This is a genomic window from Nocardia sp. CWNU-33, from assembly GCF_046764895.1.
In the GTDB taxonomy this organism is placed as follows: domain Bacteria; phylum Actinomycetota; class Actinomycetes; order Mycobacteriales; family Mycobacteriaceae; genus Nocardia.
In genome coordinates this window covers 1-17,178 of the sequence record NZ_JBKOQN010000065.1, presented here as the reverse complement: position 1 = coordinate 17,178, position 17,178 = coordinate 1, and the positions used below count along the sequence as shown (strand labels likewise).

15 protein-coding genes and 1 pseudogene are annotated in these 17,178 nt (G+C 65.3%); 11 read left to right on the top strand and 5 right to left on the bottom strand.

Going from position 1 to position 17,178, the window contains the following annotated elements; translation table 11 throughout:
• Nucleotides 1-184: 184 nt before the first annotated feature.
• The 3 genes from ACLMAL_RS38375 (at nucleotide 185) to ACLMAL_RS38365 (ending at nucleotide 2,390) form a co-directional block, all read left to right on the top strand.
• On the top strand, nucleotides 185-649 hold the full coding sequence (locus ACLMAL_RS38375; protein ID WP_412003553.1) for a transposase: 465 nt from the start codon (nucleotides 185-187) through the stop codon (nucleotides 647-649).
• A 288-nt stretch (nucleotides 650-937) separates the two neighbouring features.
• Entirely contained in the window at nucleotides 938-1,771 is an 834-nt protein-coding gene (locus tag ACLMAL_RS38370) for a hypothetical protein (protein WP_412003552.1), read from the top strand.
• Between the two features lie 340 nt (nucleotides 1,772-2,111).
• Nucleotides 2,112-2,390, top strand: coding sequence for a hypothetical protein (locus ACLMAL_RS38365; protein WP_412003551.1), 279 nt, complete (start codon nucleotides 2,112-2,114; stop codon nucleotides 2,388-2,390).
• A 395-nt stretch (nucleotides 2,391-2,785) separates the two neighbouring features.
• On the opposite strand, the gene ACLMAL_RS38360 is transcribed toward ACLMAL_RS38365, so the two are convergent.
• Complete coding sequence (locus ACLMAL_RS38360; protein ID WP_412003550.1) at nucleotides 2,786-4,246, bottom strand: aldehyde dehydrogenase family protein; 1,461 nt, start codon at nucleotides 4,244-4,246, stop codon at nucleotides 2,786-2,788.
• 30 nt (nucleotides 4,247-4,276) lie between these two features.
• On the bottom strand, nucleotides 4,277-5,188 hold the full coding sequence (locus ACLMAL_RS38355; RefSeq protein WP_412003549.1) for a dihydrodipicolinate synthase family protein: 912 nt from the start codon (nucleotides 5,186-5,188) through the stop codon (nucleotides 4,277-4,279).
• A gap of 260 nt (nucleotides 5,189-5,448) precedes the next feature.
• On the opposite strand from ACLMAL_RS38355, the gene ACLMAL_RS38350 reads away from it, so the two are divergent.
• Nucleotides 5,449-6,801: an MFS transporter gene (locus ACLMAL_RS38350; RefSeq protein WP_412003548.1), complete on the top strand. Its 1,353-nt coding sequence runs from the start codon at nucleotides 5,449-5,451 to the stop codon at nucleotides 6,799-6,801.
• A gap of 80 nt (nucleotides 6,802-6,881) precedes the next feature.
• Nucleotides 6,882-7,412 (top strand): GntR family transcriptional regulator, encoded by a 531-nt coding sequence (locus tag ACLMAL_RS38345; protein WP_412003547.1) that lies wholly within the window; start codon nucleotides 6,882-6,884, stop codon nucleotides 7,410-7,412.
• Nucleotides 7,413-7,583: 171 nt separating this feature from the next.
• Here ACLMAL_RS38345 and ACLMAL_RS38340 read toward each other — a convergent pair whose 3' ends face one another.
• A complete protein-coding gene (locus tag ACLMAL_RS38340) occupies nucleotides 7,584-7,907 on the bottom strand; it encodes a putative quinol monooxygenase (RefSeq protein WP_412003546.1) in 324 nt (107 codons plus the stop codon).
• 237 nt (nucleotides 7,908-8,144) lie between these two features.
• Nucleotides 8,145-9,281: a winged helix-turn-helix transcriptional regulator gene (locus ACLMAL_RS38335; protein ID WP_412003545.1), complete on the bottom strand. Its 1,137-nt coding sequence runs from the start codon at nucleotides 9,279-9,281 to the stop codon at nucleotides 8,145-8,147.
• A 264-nt stretch (nucleotides 9,282-9,545) separates the two neighbouring features.
• Here ACLMAL_RS38335 and ACLMAL_RS38330 point away from each other — a divergent pair, with 264 nt between their 5' ends.
• From ACLMAL_RS38330 to ACLMAL_RS38320, 3 genes are all read left to right on the top strand, one after another.
• Complete coding sequence (locus ACLMAL_RS38330; protein ID WP_412003544.1) at nucleotides 9,546-10,895, top strand: family 1 glycosylhydrolase; 1,350 nt, start codon at nucleotides 9,546-9,548, stop codon at nucleotides 10,893-10,895.
• A 1,923-nt stretch (nucleotides 10,896-12,818) separates the two neighbouring features.
• Nucleotides 12,819-14,372 (top strand): FAD-dependent oxidoreductase, encoded by a 1,554-nt coding sequence (locus ACLMAL_RS38325; RefSeq protein ID WP_412003543.1) that lies wholly within the window; start codon nucleotides 12,819-12,821, stop codon nucleotides 14,370-14,372.
• Nucleotides 14,369-14,782 carry a hypothetical protein gene (locus tag ACLMAL_RS38320; RefSeq protein WP_412003542.1) on the top strand — a complete coding sequence of 138 codons (414 nt, stop codon included), beginning with the start codon at nucleotides 14,369-14,371 and terminating at the stop codon, nucleotides 14,780-14,782. The genes ACLMAL_RS38325 and ACLMAL_RS38320 overlap by 4 nt, the downstream gene beginning before the upstream one ends.
• 72 nt (nucleotides 14,783-14,854) lie before the next feature.
• On the opposite strand, the gene ACLMAL_RS38315 is transcribed toward ACLMAL_RS38320, so the two are convergent.
• Nucleotides 14,855-15,601, bottom strand: a complete 747-nt coding sequence (locus ACLMAL_RS38315) for a hypothetical protein (RefSeq protein WP_412003541.1) — start codon at nucleotides 15,599-15,601, stop codon at nucleotides 14,855-14,857.
• A gap of 359 nt (nucleotides 15,602-15,960) precedes the next feature.
• On the opposite strand from ACLMAL_RS38315, the gene ACLMAL_RS38310 reads away from it, so the two are divergent.
• From ACLMAL_RS38310 to ACLMAL_RS38300, 3 genes and pseudogenes are all read left to right on the top strand, one after another.
• Nucleotides 15,961-16,431, top strand: a complete 471-nt coding sequence (locus ACLMAL_RS38310) for a hypothetical protein (protein ID WP_412003554.1) — start codon at nucleotides 15,961-15,963, stop codon at nucleotides 16,429-16,431.
• 59 nt (nucleotides 16,432-16,490) lie between these two features.
• Nucleotides 16,491-16,643: pseudogene (locus ACLMAL_RS38305) on the top strand (IS1380 family transposase); the annotation flags it as partial.
• 223 nt (nucleotides 16,644-16,866) lie between these two features.
• A partial coding sequence (locus ACLMAL_RS38300; protein WP_412003540.1) for a hypothetical protein occupies nucleotides 16,867-17,178 on the top strand: 312 nt, incomplete at its 3' end.

Below are 17,178 nucleotides of genomic sequence, written 5' to 3'. Positions count from 1 at the left end.
TCCGCCGCGAGATCACCCGTCGAGGCGGCCAGAAACCGTCGCTGCGCATCGCGCGCAACCTGTTCACCGCGCTCGACGATCGTGCCGGGGTGATCGCGCACCGGCGCGGCGCACTCGAACGCGTGCAACTGTTACTGGCCGACTGGACCGAAAACCAACGGCGCCTCACCCACACCGAGGACGAATGGTCGACGTGCTCAATGAACTACGACTCACCGACCTGGTCACCTCCATCACCGGGCTTTCCGCGGTCGGGGCTGCGGCGATCCTGGCCGAAACCGGCGATCCCGCCCGGTTCGCCACCGCCCGCGCCTTGGTCGAACACGCTGGTCTGGCACCACGCGAGAAACTGTCGGGCACCTTCACCGGGCGCACCAAACTCACCGGACAAGGCCGACCAGGCTTGCGTTTGGCCGCTTGGCGCGCGGTTTGGGGCGCCAGGCGCGCCAACCCTGTTTATGCCGCTCGCTACCAACACCTGACCAGCCGCGACGACAACAAACTCACTCCCACCCAAGCCCAAGCCGCCATCGCCGCCACGATCCTGCGACACCTGCATGCGGTCGTCACCACCGGCCAATGCTGGGATCCACGCATCGCCACCCACGGCACACGGCCAGTCATCCCCCCAACCTCGGTGGCCGCCTGAATAATTCAGGGGTCATCGAGCGGTCGGTCGGGGCGAGCCCCACGCGGCATTGAGACACACCGTGATCTCGACGCTCATCACGGGCAGCCCCACCCGTCGTCACTTCAACCCGATTACCCGCGAAAGTCCAGGTGATGGCCCTGGTTCGAACCTGTCACAGCTGCTCGACCATCCAAGACGCCCCGTGATCCGAATGCGAATCGACAAGGTCTCTGCACTGTGAAAGGAAATAGATTGGGCACAGGCAAGCACAGAAAAGTCAGTTCGCGTCAACAGAAGGTGGGGTCGATGGTAGTGGCGGGAGCGGTTCCCGTTGTTCTCACTCTGGTGGGTAGCAGCGGTACTGCGAACGCGGAGCTCGACCGGTACGTTCCGGTGAGTCAGACCGAGCACGACGACCACGTTGCCTTCGTGGCCGACGACATGGATTCAGGCGCGGGGACCCCCGCCGTGCAGGCAGAGCAGACGGAGCAGTCCCCGGACTGGCCCGCCGCCCAAGTGCCGAATGTGCGCCCGTACCGGGGAACGCGAATCCCGGACGACACGCGCAGTTCGCTGCAGTGGACGCGGCCGGTACCGAAAAGCGAGTATCTGTCGCCGGTCGAGTCCCTGCACGGCCCGGTCCCGGTCGCGCCGGTACCGCCGATCGCGCCGCCGCCAGGCATGTTGCGTTTCGGCAACGTGCAGGTCGAGGCGCCGGATTGGCTGCCACGGGAGCCCGCCATCCAACTCAACGACGCCGCGGCGGTCACCGAGGCCGATCTCGCAACGTTCTTCGACTCGGTCGGTATGGAACGCACTCGCTCCGATCGTGTTGCGAGTCAGACTGTCGGCTCCGCGGCGCTCGGTGCTGCCGCAGGCGCAGCGGTGGCGAGCCCATTCGCTTTGATCGGCGCAGGTGTCGGCGGTGCACTCGGTCTGGCGATCGGCATGCCGTTCGCACCGATCGGTCTCGCCGCGGTGCCCATCGGCGCCACATACGGCGCGGCCCTCATGGCGGCACCGCTCGCCGCCATCGGCGCGGGAATCGGCGCGGGTCTCGGCGCGACGCAGGCCCTCACCGCACCCCCACGTGCCCTCGGCCCAGCTGAGGCCGCCACAGACGAACCAGCGACCGATTGACAGACGTTCCACTTTGTCGAACAGGTCGCGATACCGCCTGGATTGGACCGGCAGATATATCGGCTGCGGCACGCGGCCCCTTTGGCCTGTCGATTCGTGACAAGTCAAAGGGGCCGAGGTATCGGAGATACCGATACCTGGCATGGATCACATTCGAGGAGAAATCGCAGGTCGCGGGACTGATCTCAACGCATTTCACCAGGTCAGGTCCACCGCCGCGGATCGACGGATGCTGGCGGCGACCTGTGCTACGCGCCTAGGATCAGATGCGTCGGGGAATTCATAGCTCGACGCATCGGCGAGTCGGATCCGTGCGACGAACTCGCCGGAAGAAAGCACCATGATTACCAAGAAGACCACGGCAGACTCCGGTCGGCTGCTCGCGAAGGTCGCGCTTGTTGGGGTCGCGATGACGATTCCGATGGTGTCGGTTCCTGCCATGGCGGCACCGGCCCCCGCACCCGGGGTCGTGCACACTGATAACCCTCACTGTGACAGCTACGGCCTTTGGGGCATCGATCGCCGGCAGAGTGATCGTTGGGGCAAGGACAAATGCGACGGCTGGAACCAAGGCTGGGGATCGAGCAATTTCTTTCCCAAAGGCTGGGGCAGTAGCTGACCCAACGTGTCCGCGCGTCGCGCAGTAGGAATCGAGCTTACTCGGCGATGTCGACCGGGCGGCCACATCGCTGGATGGCGCATGCCCGGACACCTACTGCCGAGCGAGGGGCCCCGAGGTGGTCATCGACGTAGGGGCGGAAACCGCCGTAGGCGCGCATGATTGCGACGTCGGCGAATACCGGGAACAGGTGTAGCGCCCTGCGGGCGATCGCGGCCAGGCTGTCCGGCCGCAGTCGGTCGTCGAAGCCACATTGACGGCGTGACGAGCCGAGTAGGAGTGGGCCGCCGCGGTGGACTCGACCACGGCGGAGGCTTGCAGTCCGGTATCCGAGCTACCGACTGCGCCGACATAATCCGCGTCGTAGACCTCCGCCGCATGGGACGAGTCGAGAGTCATTGCGCGAGTGCCCCGTTCACCGAGCGAGGTACACCGAGTGGATTCTCGGTGCGCAATGGCGGCGGCAGCAGTTGATCGGGTACCGACTGGAACACCACTGGACGCAGGAATCGCGTAATGGCCGCGGTACCCACCGAAGTCGTGGCCGGTGCGGTGGTAGCCGGGTATGGTCCGCCGTGCTGTTGAGCGTAGGTCACCGAAAGCCCCGTCGGCCAGGAGTTCCAGAGCACTCGCCCGGCCGCACCCGCCGCGGCGGTGAGAAGCGCGCGGGTGGTGTCGTCGGTGTGCTCGCCGAATATCGACACGGTCAACTCGCCATGGACCGACCGGGCCAGCTCCAGCAGCTCCGCGGTATCTCGATAGCTCACCAACAGCGTTGCCGGACCGAACATCTCGTGCATCAGCCGGTCACGATCGGCCAGCACCGCCCGCGCAGTCGTGGCGAGCAGCAATGCTTCCCGGGGTCCGCCACCGGTCAGCACCCGCACATCTGGATGTGCACGCACCTGTTCGACAGCCCTGGTGAAGCCATCCTCGATCTGATCGTTGAGCATCTCCCCCGTCGGCACCGGCGCGGTACGGATCAGCTCGGCCAGCACCGGCGACCCCTCAGGCACCGCTACCAGCCCGGGCTTCGTGCAGAGTTGCCCAGCACTCGAACTCACTGCCATTAGCAGCCCCTCGGCGATCTCCGCCGCCCGCGCCCGCGCCGCCTCGGCCGTCACGAACACCGGATTGATCGATCCCAATTCCCCGTAGAACGGAATCGGCACCGACCGCCCACCAGCCAAGTCGTACAGTGCACGTCCGCCCGCAGTGGAACCGGTGAAGGCCGCGGCGGCGACTGCGGGATGCAGGAGCGCACGCACCCCGGCGTCGCGGCCGAAGATCAGACCGAATGTCCCATGGGGAGCACCACATTCGGCGATCACCTCGTCGAGGAGCCGGCCGACCGCACGGGACAGGGCCGGGTGCCCAGGATTGGCCTTGACGATGATCGGGCATCCGGCAGCCAACGCGGATGCGGTGTCACCGCCGGCAACGGAGAACGCGAACGGGAAGTTGCTGGCCGAGAAGTTGAGGACCGGGCCGAGCGGAATATTCATCCGGCGCAGATCCGGTCGCGGGGCACCCATCGGCCACTCCGCATCCGCACCATCGATGCGTACATCGAGGAATCCGCCGTCGAGTACCGACTGCGCGAACAGACGCAGTTGGAAGCCTGTGCGCTTCAGCTCACCCGCGAGTCGCGGTTGCGCCAGATGTGTCTCGAGCATGGCCAGCGGGATCAACTCGGCGGCATGTGCGTCGAGCCGGTCCGCGATACCACCGAGCACCCTGGCCCGGTCGGACAGCGCCATCCCTGCCCACTGCCCCGCTGCCGCCGCCGCGGCTTCGACGATCGCATCGACCTCGTCCGCCGTCGTGTCGGCGACGGATTCGACCATGTAGGTCATCGGGTTCTCACCTCCCGTAGTCACGTGGGATTACCGGTAGCCCTTGGCGAGCACATCGCGGGTGTCGGCGGTGATCTTCGCGACCACCTCGGGCGCCAGCGGAACCCGTGGCGGGCGGCACGCACCGCCACGACGTCCGGCCAGATCCATCGACAGCTTGATCGCGTGAACGAATTCGGTCTTCGAATCCCAGCGCAGCAACTTGTGCAGCTCGCGATACAGCGGCAGTGCCTTGTCCAAGTCTCGGTTCACCGACGCGGTGTACAGCTCCATCGTCGCCTGCGGAATCGCATTCGGATATCCGGCCACCCAGCCGACCGCGCCGGCGATCCCGAGCTCGAGCACCACATCGTCGGAGCCGATGAGCACGTCCAGTTCGGGGGCGAGTTCCTTGATTTCGTAGAAGCGGCGCACATCGCCGGTGAACTCCTTGACACCGACGATGAGGCCCTCGGCATGCAGGTCGGCCAGGATGTCCGGGGTCAGGTCGATGCGCGTATCGATCGGGTTGTTGTACGCCACGATCGGCAGGCCCACCTGCGCCACGGTGCGATAGTGATCGAGGATCGAATCCCGACCGCCGCGATAGGTGTTGGGCGGCAACAGCATCACCGCATGCGCCCCGGCCTCGGCGGCCTGCTCCGCCCACCTGCGCGCCTGTAGCGCCCCATAGGCCGCGATACCCGGCATCACCGTAAATCCTGCGGGGGCCGCGGCAATGGCCGTGGTCACCACCTTGGCGCGCTCCTCGTCGCCGAGGGTCTGATATTCGCCGAGCGATCCGTTCGGGCTCACGCCGTGGCAACCGTTGGCCGCCAACCACGCCACATGTTCGCCATAGGTGTCGTAATCGACCGAGAGGTCCTCGGTGAACGGCAAGGTCGTCGCGACCAACACCCCGTGCCAGGGCTTATTCGCTGCCGACGCGGTCGTTTCGGACATGAGAGCCTCCATCGAATCGAGAGTCCGGGTAGAGCGCCCGGCCGCCAGTGCCACTTCAGTGCCGTGTGACATTGCACCGACGCTAGCGGCGTGGCACCGCTCACGCAACTACTTGCGTGAGCGGCACCACTTCTCTATAGTGCAATGTCACACATCACAGTGCACACTTTTCGCGCCTAGTACCAACAACTCGGCAGCGCTGACTCCGGCGTGCTCGGTTCACCCGACCCGCCATTCGATCTCCGACGAAGGTGAACACCATGACCGCTGTCGACGACACCGCGACTACTCGGCTACGGGCCGATGCCCCCACCGGACTACGCCGTATCGTGGCCGCGGCCATGGCAGGCGCCGTCGCCGAGTGGTACGAGTTCTTTCTGTATGGCACGGCCTCGGCACTAGTCTTCGGCCAGGTGTTCTTCCGTTCCAGCGGCAATGCCGTCGACGGCATCATCGCCGCGTTCGCGCTGTACGCGGTCGGCTTCCTTGCCCGGCCCTTCGGCGGACTGCTGTTCGGCCACTTCGGCGACCGCGTCGGACGCAAGGCATTGCTCCAGCTCAGCCTGGTCGTCGTCGGTATCACCACATTCCTGATGGGTTGCCTGCCCACCTTCCACACCATCGGATACTGGGCGCCGATCCTGCTGGTGACGCTGCGTTTGATCCAAGGTTTCGCGTTCGGCGGGGAATGGGGTGGTGCGGTACTGCTCGTCAGCGAGCACAGCCCGGATCACCGGCGCGGATTCTGGGCCAGTTGGCCACAGGCGGGGGTACCGCTGGGCAACGTGCTCGCAACCGTCGTGATGCTGGTCCTGTCGGCGAATCTGACCGACGAGCAGTTCCTGTCCTGGGGCTGGCGCATCGGCTTCTGGCTGTCCGCCATTGTCGTGATCGTCGGCTATTGGGTGCGCTCCAGCGTCGACGACGCACCGATCTTCGTCGAGGCGCAGGCCATGATCGAGGCGGATCAGCGCCGCTCGCTCGGCATCGTCGAGGTGCTCCGCTGCCATTGGCGTGAGGTGCTGATCGGCATCGGCGCCCGATTCGCCGAGAACATCCTCTACTACATCGTGGTGACCTTCTCGATCACGTATCTCAAGCTCGTGGTGAAGGTGGATACCGCCCCGATCCTGGCATTGATGCTCGCGGCACACTTACTGCACTTCTTCATGATCCCGGCCGCGGGTCTGCTCTCGGATCTGATCGGCCGCAGGCCGGTGTATCTCACCGGCGCGGTACTCACCGCCGGATGGGGATTCGTGGCCTTCCCCATGATGGATACCGGCAACTACGCGGCCATCATCACCGCCATCACGCTGGGGCTGGCCATCGAATCGCTCACCTACGCACCATATTCCGCGTTGATGACCGAAATGTTCCCGACCCGCATCCGCTATACGGCGCTGTCGTTCTGCTATCAGATCGCGCCGATTCTGGCGGGCTCCCTGGCCCCGCTGATCGCCATCAGCCTGCTCAACGGATTCCACAGTTCGGTCCCGATCTCGCTGTATCTGGTTGCGGCGGCGACGATCTCGGTGATCGCGGTCGGCCTCGCGAAAGAGACCTCCGGCAAGTCGCTGCGAGCTGTCGATGCAGAGGCCGCCGAGCGGTGAGGGTGTTCTATGCAACGTGACATGGCATAGAATCCCTTGGACCGATCGAATCATCTGACCATGGGCAGGGGAACGATGATGTGAGTATCGACCAGTTCACCCAGATGGAGAAGGTCAGCCTGCGCGATAAGGTTTCGCGGGCACTCCGCGCGGCCATCATCGCCGGCGAGATGGATCCGGGCGTGGTGTATTCGGCGCCGACCCTCGGAGCACGATTCGGGGTATCCGCCACCCGGGTCCGCGAAGCAATGCTCGATCTGGCGCGCGAAAACCTCATCTCGATCGTGCCCAACAAGGGATTCCGCGTCACCGAAGTCGCCGAGAAGGATCTCGACGACATCACCCAGATCCGGCTGCTACTCGAACCTCCCATCGTTCGCGACGTCACGCCGCTGATTCCGGCCGAGGACCTCCCCCGGTTGCGCGAACTCGCCGCCAACATCGTCGAAGGCGCCGAAAAGGGGGATCTGGTCGAATACACCGCGGCCGACCAGATCTTCCACCTGACGTTGCTCGACTACGCAGACAATCCGCGCCTGACCACTCTCGTCTCGGACCTGCGCGACCACATCAGGCAGGCCCGTGGCCGCTGGGCCAAGCCCGAAGACTAGCGGGTACTGACCTGAGAGATCAGGTTTGCGGCTGGCTGGTGGTTGTCCTCCGAGTGCTGTGCGGCGGTGGTGGCTGACGTGGGATCGTCGCCCGCCGCAAAGTCGCAAGCCTGTGCAAGCGGCTCAGAAAGCGCGCCGGACTACGTCGCATCCCGCTGTTAGCGCATGGAGCTAACCGACTGTCATCTCACCCATATCCGACCAGTCGGTGACATCGATGGTCTGGCTAATGATCTTTGGTGTCGACGCGAGTGCCTGTGGCAGTTCGTTCATCGCGGTCTTGAAGTGGGGACTGGCGACGTGGGCACCGCCCGCGGCTTGGTCTCGGAAGGCTTCCACGAGAACGAATTCGGTCGGGTCGTCGACGCTGCGTGACCAGTCGAACCAGAGGTTGCCGTCCTCGGCACGAGTGGCGGCGGTGAACGGTCCTACGAGGTCGAGCCAGCGGTCGGTCCATTCGGGCTTGGTCTTGAATTTGACCACGATAAAGATCATGTCGGTCCTTCCTCCTGCCGTGGGTGGGCTGCCGCGACACAGCCCGACTCCCGTGGGTGCCGGGCGGTGCTAGTTGCGAACATCCCATTGTCGGTCGATCAGTAAACGTTGGAAGGCCGAATCAGGCCATTGCCGGGTCGCCGAATCCGGGGCGATGATCGAGCCGGGTTGACCATAATCTCTTCGACAATCAGGGTCTCGGTGGTGAGCAGTAGGGCGGCGATCGACGTGGCGCTGCTACGCGGAGAACTCGTCGGCGAGGGTGTTCCAGAACATGAGCTCGTAGTTCTGGAAGAGCCTGGCGTATAAGTGCGCCTCGCCCGGCTTCAGCCGCCCGGTGTCGAGTCCGGCTTGGATGGCGGCGAGGGCCCGCTGCTCGATCTCGGAGACCTCGGCAGCGAAGAAGTCGAAGAACGCGCACGCGGGGTCGTCGAAGTCGTAGTGGGTGCGCATCGCCTCGGCTACGGCCTTGCAGTAGCGGCTCCATGCGGTGAAATTCGAGTAGATACCCGCTGCGGCGGCGGAGGGTTCGGCGTGCATCGCCAACCAGGCGACATAGGCCGGATACGCCTGGCAGCCCGCCCTCGGCAGCTCCATGCCCTGGTCGGGTCCCACCGCCGCCACCAGCGCGTCCAGCATGCCGTTCGCCTGCTGCTCGCCCGATGGGAGCCCGCCGAAGAAGACACTGGTGTGCGGTTCGTCCGCCCGCGCCGCCATGGCGTGGAAGCTGCGCCAGTCGCTGCTGGTGATGCGCTGCTGCTCCGCCGCGATCGCCGCGAAGACCGCCAGCGGCGCCTTACCCGCCGCGATCAGCGGGATCAAGCGGTTGTCGTCGTCGTGCGGGCCCAGCTCCGCCTGGATACCGTCGAGCAGTGCACGGGCGGAAACAGTCATCGGAACCTCCCTATCGGACGGGTATCTCTCTCTATTCAACCGCCCCGCGACAGCTATCGCGGTCATTCGGTTCCGTCGACGCCGTGTTCGACATCCCAGCATTGCCGGGCCGAGGCGATGACATCCTTGCGATCTCGCGACCAGACTGTGTCCGGTCTCGGTGAGCCGATACTCCCCCTGTGGCGGCATCGTCGGATACGCGACCCGCTCCACCATGCCGTCCCGGCACAGTCGTTTGGTCGTCGGTGTCAGCATCCGCTGCGAGATCCCCGGAATCGCCCGCTCCAATTCACGGAACCGCCGCACCCCCTTGCTCAACTCCACGATCACCAGCGCCGTCCACCGATCGCCGAGCCGGTCGAGCACATCGCGGATGCCGCAGTCGTCACCGCCACAGGGGCCCATCGGGTTACGAGCCGCTCGAGCAGTGATCTGCCGATGCAACAACGTGAGGGAGACATTCGCACCGAAGAATGCCATCGAACTGAGACAACACCACTGGCCACAACCTGAGACAACCCATAAGCGGCCAGGTCAATCACCCGGCAGCTTCCCCTCCGCTGACCGGTTGGTGGAATCTCCGCCAGTTGCGACGCCGGCCCCTTGTCCTTCTCGTCTGTGCTGAGGACGAAACCGCCTGCGTCCCTGACAAATTTGGTCACTGTGGGCAGGAACTCGCGGAAGCGGAAGCCAGTTATCGCACAATCCGCGTGTCGACGGTGCACATCCACTTACCCTGACGTGATGCGACTCCGGTTTCGTCGGTATGCCCTGGCCGTACTCGCCGCTGCCGCGTCGACCATGCTGCTATGTACGGACGCTCCGGCGGCCCCGCCGATCCGGCCGGTCGCTGCCACACCGCCGCTGCACTCGGGTTTTCTCTGGGGTGTCGCGGCCTCCGGATTCCAGTCCGAAGGCCATGCGCCCGACAGCAATTGGACGCGCTACATTCCCTCGCACCACGATTACGACGCATTGCAGGATTCGGTCGACTTCTATGACCGCTTTGCGTCGGACATCGACTTGGCGGCCGCGCTCGGCGTGCGGGTGTTCCGGATCGGGATCGAATGGGCCCGACTGCAGCCGGCACCGGGGATTCGGGACGAGGACGCGTTCCGTTTCTACGATGCCGTCATCGCGAATATTGTGCGGGCGGGGATGCGACCGATGATCACCCTTGACCACTGGGTGTACCCGGGCTGGGCGGTCGACCGCGGGGGCTGGCGCAGTCCGGGCATGATCGACGACTGGCTGGCCAACATGCGTACGGTGGTCGATCGCTACGCCTCCCACAATCCGCTGTGGGTCACGGTGAACGAGCCGGCCGCCTATATCTCGCACGAGGTCCGCAGAGGCGCCGCCGATCCCGGCGAGATGCAGGAGCGGATCGCGCAGGCGCACAACGCCATCTACGATTACATCCACCAAATCCAGCCCGGTGCACAGGTGACCAGCAACGTCGGCTATGTCGCCGGCTCGGAGGCCGAAGTCAACGGGGCATTCCTCGATCGCGTCGCGTACCGGCTCGATTACGTCGGCATCGACTACTACTTCGGCTACGATCCAGCGCAGTCGCTGCTCGGGTCCATCACCAAAGCCACCGGATCTACTCTTCCAAACCCGCCAGGCACGAACATCTGGGATCTTCCCTTGCGTACCGAGGGCATCTACTATGCGCTGCAACACTATTCGCGCCGCTTCCCGGACAAACCGCTCTACATCGTCGAGAACGGCATGCCCACCGAGAACGGCCGCCCCCGGGCCGACGGCTACTCCCGCAGCGATCATCTTCGCGACACCGTCTACTGGATCCAGCGCGCCGAGGCCGACGGCATGAACGTCATCGGCTACAACTACTGGAGCATCACCGACAATTACGAATGGGGCAGCTACACACCACGATTCGGCCTCTACACCGTCGACGTGCGCACCGACCCGGCCCTCACCCGCCGCCCCACCGATGCAGTCGGCACCTACACGCAGCTCGTCGCCGCAAACGGCGTCCCCGCCGATTACCGTCCCAGCCGCAGCCCGGCCTTCTGCTTCCTGGTCGATCCACCGGCCAGCTGCCTGACCCTGGTCGCGGTCCCGTAGCCACGTCCCCAATTCTCGTGGCGGCCAGAGTCGCACTGGTACGACCGGTCGTCGTGCGGAGCCGTGGATCACCGCCCGGCCGAGGAAATGCCGTCGCCTGCGTCCGATGCCCAATGCTCAACATCAACCCAAGATGCTCTCGCGCTTGTCCGAGATCGAAGCTGACCTGGTTGGCCGACGGGCACAGAGAACGAAGCCTGGCTCGGTGAGGTCGAAGGCATCGACCTGACATTGTCCTCCCTGCGGCAGAAGCGTTCGGAGACAGATCGATTGGCACGACTGGCGCCGTCCGGTCCGGTCATGATCACACTCGAACATCCGCCGATCAAGTCAGGTTGATCGTGCCCGCCAGCATGCTGAACCGCCTCGTGTCCGGGCTCGGTTGATCTGAAACCGGCTCAATCAGTCTGATGCGGATGACACGAAATCCGATGGTGCTCAGTGAATCTGATGTAGGCGGCGAGGCCAGGTCAGGATTCCTTCCGGTGTCAGGACGGTGGTCCGAGCCAGCCGGAGGTCGCATCGGAATCTGACGACGCCCCCGTTGCATGACATCGATGCCGTGGCCGGTTCGGCCAGCGCGGTATGCGGCAGTTCAGTGCGTTGCCGATGCCGATGCCGTTGCCGATGCCGATGCCGATGCCGATGCCGATGCCGATGCCGATGCCGATGCCGATGCCGAGATGATCTTGGCCCGTAGATCTTCGGGAGTGCCGCGTGGCCGATCCGAACAGCGCGCCACGCGGCGTCGACGATCAGCTGCCGTCAGCGGGTGGACCGGCTCAATGTCCCCACCGAGCCGACGATCCACGTCCAATACCCCAGACGGTAGGGGCGCTCCTCTGCGCAGGAATCGGCGCCGCAGCAGGTTGCGTGCTGCTGACCCTCTTGTGAGAACCGCACGCCCTGCCGTCCGCCCACCATCCAGAAGGCCCGTCGATCGATCAGTGCTCGGCCCGGGTGTACGACGCCGAGGCGGCGGCCGATGCGGGCGAAACGGGCCCGCCGTGCTCGTGCGGTGCGGGTCTTCGGATTTCATTACGCCGGTGTCGCTGGAGCTGATTATGTCGTCGATCGCGGCTGCGTCGTGGACCTGGATGGCCTCGAACTCGCCGACGATCAGCTCGTCGGCCTCGACGTCCTGGCCGACATGGGCGGCATCGACCCGTCATTCGCCCGCGGCTTCCTCGATCGCTGCATCGAGTTTCCCGACCCGCAGACCACCACGAAGCCACGCACTGTGGTCGAAACCCATTGCCGCCAACTGGCTCGAGACACGCCACCGCTCCGGAGAGGGACTCCGAGCCGCCATGTCCACCCCACCCCACGGGTGCCGTCCTCGATCCGCCACTCACCGCAGCGGCGACCCGGGACGGGGCCAGACCTCGACGCCGAGCGGAGTCACTACCTCACCGCCCCCACACGTACCAGCCGACCAGTTGCCCTGGCCATGTCCTATGGGCGGCCTGGCCTGATTCGACCTCTGATTCAGGCGCCGGACCCTGGGTCCAATGACTCGGTCTCGAGGAACCTCGCCGAATTCCGGCTAGCCTGCTCGTACAGCGCTGCGGCTTCATCGGCGAACCGGTTGTGCGCATACACCCAGCCTCTGGTGCGCAAACGTTCACGCGCGGTCTGACCCGTATCGCTGAGATCCACGCACGGGGGCAGACTCCAGGTCAGCCGAACCCATTGACCTGCGGAAACGGCGGATTGGAGACGTTGACGCGGGCGGCGCCGTGGGTGAAGTTGCGTTCCTCGACAACAGCGGCGAAATACGACGGCTGTGCCACGTCCACAACCAATCACTGTCGGTGATGGTCACTAGCACGAATCGTTGGATTCGATCACGTCATTGGGCGAAGGTGAAAGGGCAAGCACAGTACGACCGAACACCTGCCATCGAAAAGGGAGGAAGCCCTGATGGTGCTCGACAACGACCTCGCGAGCGAATCGCCGACCGCGGTTGCCTTCGACGACCGCGCCGATGTGATCGTGGTCGGCGGCGGCCCCACAGGGATGACCGCGGCAGGGGATCTAGCACGGGCCGGCCGGTCGGTCGTCGTGCTCGAGCGGTGGCCGCAGATCAACCCGGCCAGCCGTGCCTTCGCGACCATGGCCCGCACCCTGGAAGTCCTCGACGCGCGCGGACTGGCCGACGATCTGCTCGCCCTCGGGTCCACCACGCCCGCGGTGCACCTGTTCGCCGGTGCCACAGTCGATTTGACCCGATTGCGGTCGCGGTACCGGTACGGGTTGATCACTCCGCAAACCAATGTCGATCAGGCCCTGACCCGCTACGCCGAGCACCAGGGCGCCGCTATCCACCGCGGCGTCGAGGTCGTCGCGCTCGACCAGGACACCGACGGCGTCGCCGTCAGCACCCGCCCCAAAGACGCTTCCTCGGGTGACAGCGAAACACACTGGTGGGCAAATTATTTAGTGGCCGCCGACGGCGCGCACAGCAGTGTCCGCGGCTTGCTGGGCATCGAGTTCCCCGGCAGATCGGTGCTGTCGTCGGTGGTGCTGGCCGACGTGCGCCTCACCGCCGGACCGACCGGCGGCGGGCTGACTCTCGGCAGCACCGGAGACTGCTTCGGATTCCTCGTCCCCTACGGCACCGGGCCCGCCGCCGGCTGGTACCGGTCGATGACCTGGGACCGCCACCACCAACTCCCCGACACTGCACCCATCGAACCCGCCGAGATACAGGATGTCCTCAACCGCGCGATGGGCCGCGACGTCGGAGTCGCCGAAATCAGCTGGCACTCCCGGTTCCACTGCGACGAACGTCAAATCCGCCAATACCGGTGCGGGCGAGTATTTTTCGCCGGAGACGCCGCACACGTGCACTCCCCGATGGGCGGGCAGGGCATGAACACCGGCATCCAGGACGCCGCCAACCTGGCCTGGAAACTCGACGCCGTCCTCGGCGGCGCCGACGACCGAGTACTCGACACCTACCACACCGAACGCCACCCCATCGGCGAACGAGTGCTGTTGCAGAGCGGGGCGATGATGCGCGGGGTCACCCTGCGCCCACGCCCAGCCCGCTGGCTACGCGACCGCATCGCCCCCACCACCCTCGGATTCGGGCCCATCGCGAACACGATCGCCGGCAGCTTCGCCGGGACCACACTGCGTTACCGCCGCCGCCGCGGCGAGCACCGGCTGGTCGGCACCCTCGCCACCGAAACACCCCTGACCGGCGATCGTCTCACCGTGCTGCAACGCACACGAGGATTCGTCCTCATCCGCGAGCACGGTGCCCCACCCGTCGACATCGACCTGCCGCAGGCCGTGCGCACCGACTCCGGTCCGGCGCTGCTGGTCCGCCCCGACGGCTACATCGCCTGGGCCGGACCCTCCACCCACAGCCAGGCCTTGCGGCAGGTGTGGCAACGGTGGATCGGCTCGCACACCCCGACGCCGCATGACCCTCCATCAACGCGACCACCACGGAAGGAAGCACGATGACCGTCACCGCCATCCAGATCGGGCTGCACCCCGACGTCATCGACTACACATCGCCCGACTTCACCCAATTCCCCGGGCTCACCAAGGAGGTCCTGCGCCGCGCCAACGACGATAACGTCGCCGCCCTGCGCGCCTCCGGATACGAAGTCGACAACTGCCTGATCGAGTTCGGAACCTCCGGGGCCGACACCGCCCGCCGCGCACTGGCGGCCAAATCCTACGACGCCGTCCTCATCGGCGCCGGAGTCCGGCTCGTCGCCTCCAACACCCTGCTGTTCGAGACCATCGTCAACGCCGCCCACACCCTGCAACCAGACTGCCGGTTCATATTCAATTACTCCGCCACCGCCACCCCTGACGACATCCGCCGCTACTACCCCACACCCCACGACAACACACCCACCCACTGACTGAACTGCTGAGGCGGCTGGCTATTACGTACCGCCGGACGCCCCGACGACATCTCGGTCCGGGTGGCGCGTTCAGTCGCCATCGTGCCCACCCGAGAAGTAACTGGGGACGCATGCGCGATCCAGCCGGGCGGGATAGGGGTCGCCCAATAGGGCCGGTAGGTGACCCCTTCGGTATGCACGGTCCACGTGCATCTGCGATAGCGGTTCAGACCCGAGTGCCCGGAACTCCCACCGTGTTCCCGTGGAATCCGGTTGCCAACCGTCCGAGTCGAGCCCGTATACCCGCGCGACGAGTCGGTCGACGACGACGATGGCGTAATGGGCGTTGCGTCTCGCGGCACTGCTCACCCGCCACCATCGCCGATCTCGCTCGTAGAGCGCTTCGGGGGACCGGAGGGCAGACGGCCCCCCATCCGGCCACGGCTGCGAGATGATGAGCGCAATACGTTCACCGACCGCAGTGAGGGCACCCCAGCGCTGATAGGCATGCGCCCGATCCAGGCCCGTGACAGAGGCGATGTCGCCCAGCCCGGCCGTATGGTCGAGGGCAGCAGCAGCAGCTTCCAACATCCCGGCATCGATCTCGTTCGCGAGCACACTGTGCACTCGCAGCAGGGCTAGTTGGAACTCACGCGCCTCCGCGAATTCCAGCTCACCGTCTTCATAGCGGGTCCATGCCTGTGGTCCGAGCCCGCTCAGTTGGCCGGCGAGTCCGACCAGGATGGTCCGCACGGACCGTGACAGCCATAACCTCTCGGTTGCCCACATATCGCGCGCAAAGGAGTACCCGCAGCCGTTTACGTGTCCATCGGTCATAGCCGAGGACTCTAGCGAGGAGATACGCACAGTTCACGGATTTACCGGATCGATCTCAATTAAATCTCAACTAGATAGCTAAATGTTTGCGACATGTCAATCAGCCGTTCGTAGCTACTTTTCGCTCGATTTCGCGTACATCAACCGAAACGGTCTTTCGGTCCACGACATCCCGCTCGAACAAACCTGGCCCCCTGGTAGCAGGACCTCGGGCAAGGTGATGCCCGAGGTCCTCCCCCAAATCGATCGGCCAACGTAACGATATGTCGTCCCACCACCGGAGTCTGGGCATCTGTGCGTTCCGCGAACACTGTCGATGCCCGAAAAGGGAGGACACACTGATTACACCGACCAATCCGATGACATCCACGGCCTCCGCCGCCGAACCCGCCAACTGGTCGATCAGCCACGCCGAGGACACGATCGTGGTGACGTTCGGAGTGGAACGCGCCGGAATCGAGTTACCCGCTCCGCTGCGAATCGGGGTGGAGTTGTTTTTCCAGGACAACGGCCTGTCGGGACCCACCATCGCTATCGGTGGTCCGGTCGGGCGCCACATCCGGCTCGTCACCGGCATCAGCAAAGCCGATCGGGCCATTGAGTACCTCGAACACTGCGGGGCGGTGCTCCACGTCGGCCGCGCCGTATGGCATCTGTCACCCGTTTCGGGCCCCGGCCTCGAGTGGTCGGCGGGCGGCGGACACGGCCATCGCATGCCCCCGCTCGTAGCGGTCGCCGCCGCGGTTCGAGCGGTGCGTCTGTACACACCCGACGGACTCGAGCAACTTCCGCAGGCGTCACGCGGCGAATCGTCGCTGACCGCTCGGTAGGTGCCGATTCGGCTGCGGCCGAGCAGCGTTCGACCTACGGCTACCGCGTCCGACGGCGGCTGTCCGGCCACACCACCGACCTGTCCGCGGACGGCAGCGGGGTCGTGTCGCATGCGGGGATGGGGAAGTTGCGGGAGGTCGCGGACCTGACTGGTCTGTCCTCACAGGTCACAGCCGTGTTGGCGGAGACATATCGGGGTCCGTGGCCCTTTGGTTGACAGTCCCCACAGCATCGACTCAGCCAACCTCGACACTCCGCCTCGGCAAGACCTCAATGCTATGAAGGCCGCTGTGCGGCGTAAGACATCTGGGAACGCGACGCGCGCAGCTGATGGTGGACATGGTGAGCCAGGTTCAGCAGATCCGGGCGTTGCTCGAGTGCGTGTGGCCGGCCGCCGCGATGGAGAGCGCTCGCCAGCCGTTCCGTTCCCGCGCGTGGGTCGCTACGGCGAATTAGATCTCGACGAGATGCCGCTGCCCGAACAGCTCGGCCCGGACCTGGCAGACCACAGGCGATGTGCCGCCGATTCCCGAGGTGTCCGAGTCGCCGCACAAGGCATCACGACACGCGGGTTGCACCACACGACCCTTACCCGAGTCGAACACACCTTCAGCGACGACGTTACCCGCGCATACGCCGGTGTTTCGCCGACGCGGGTCCAGAGGGTACGAAGTCGGCGTGCGATGACGGGGCTTTCCGTTGCGGCATGGACGGCCGATCACCATCTGCCGACCGTGGTAACCGCT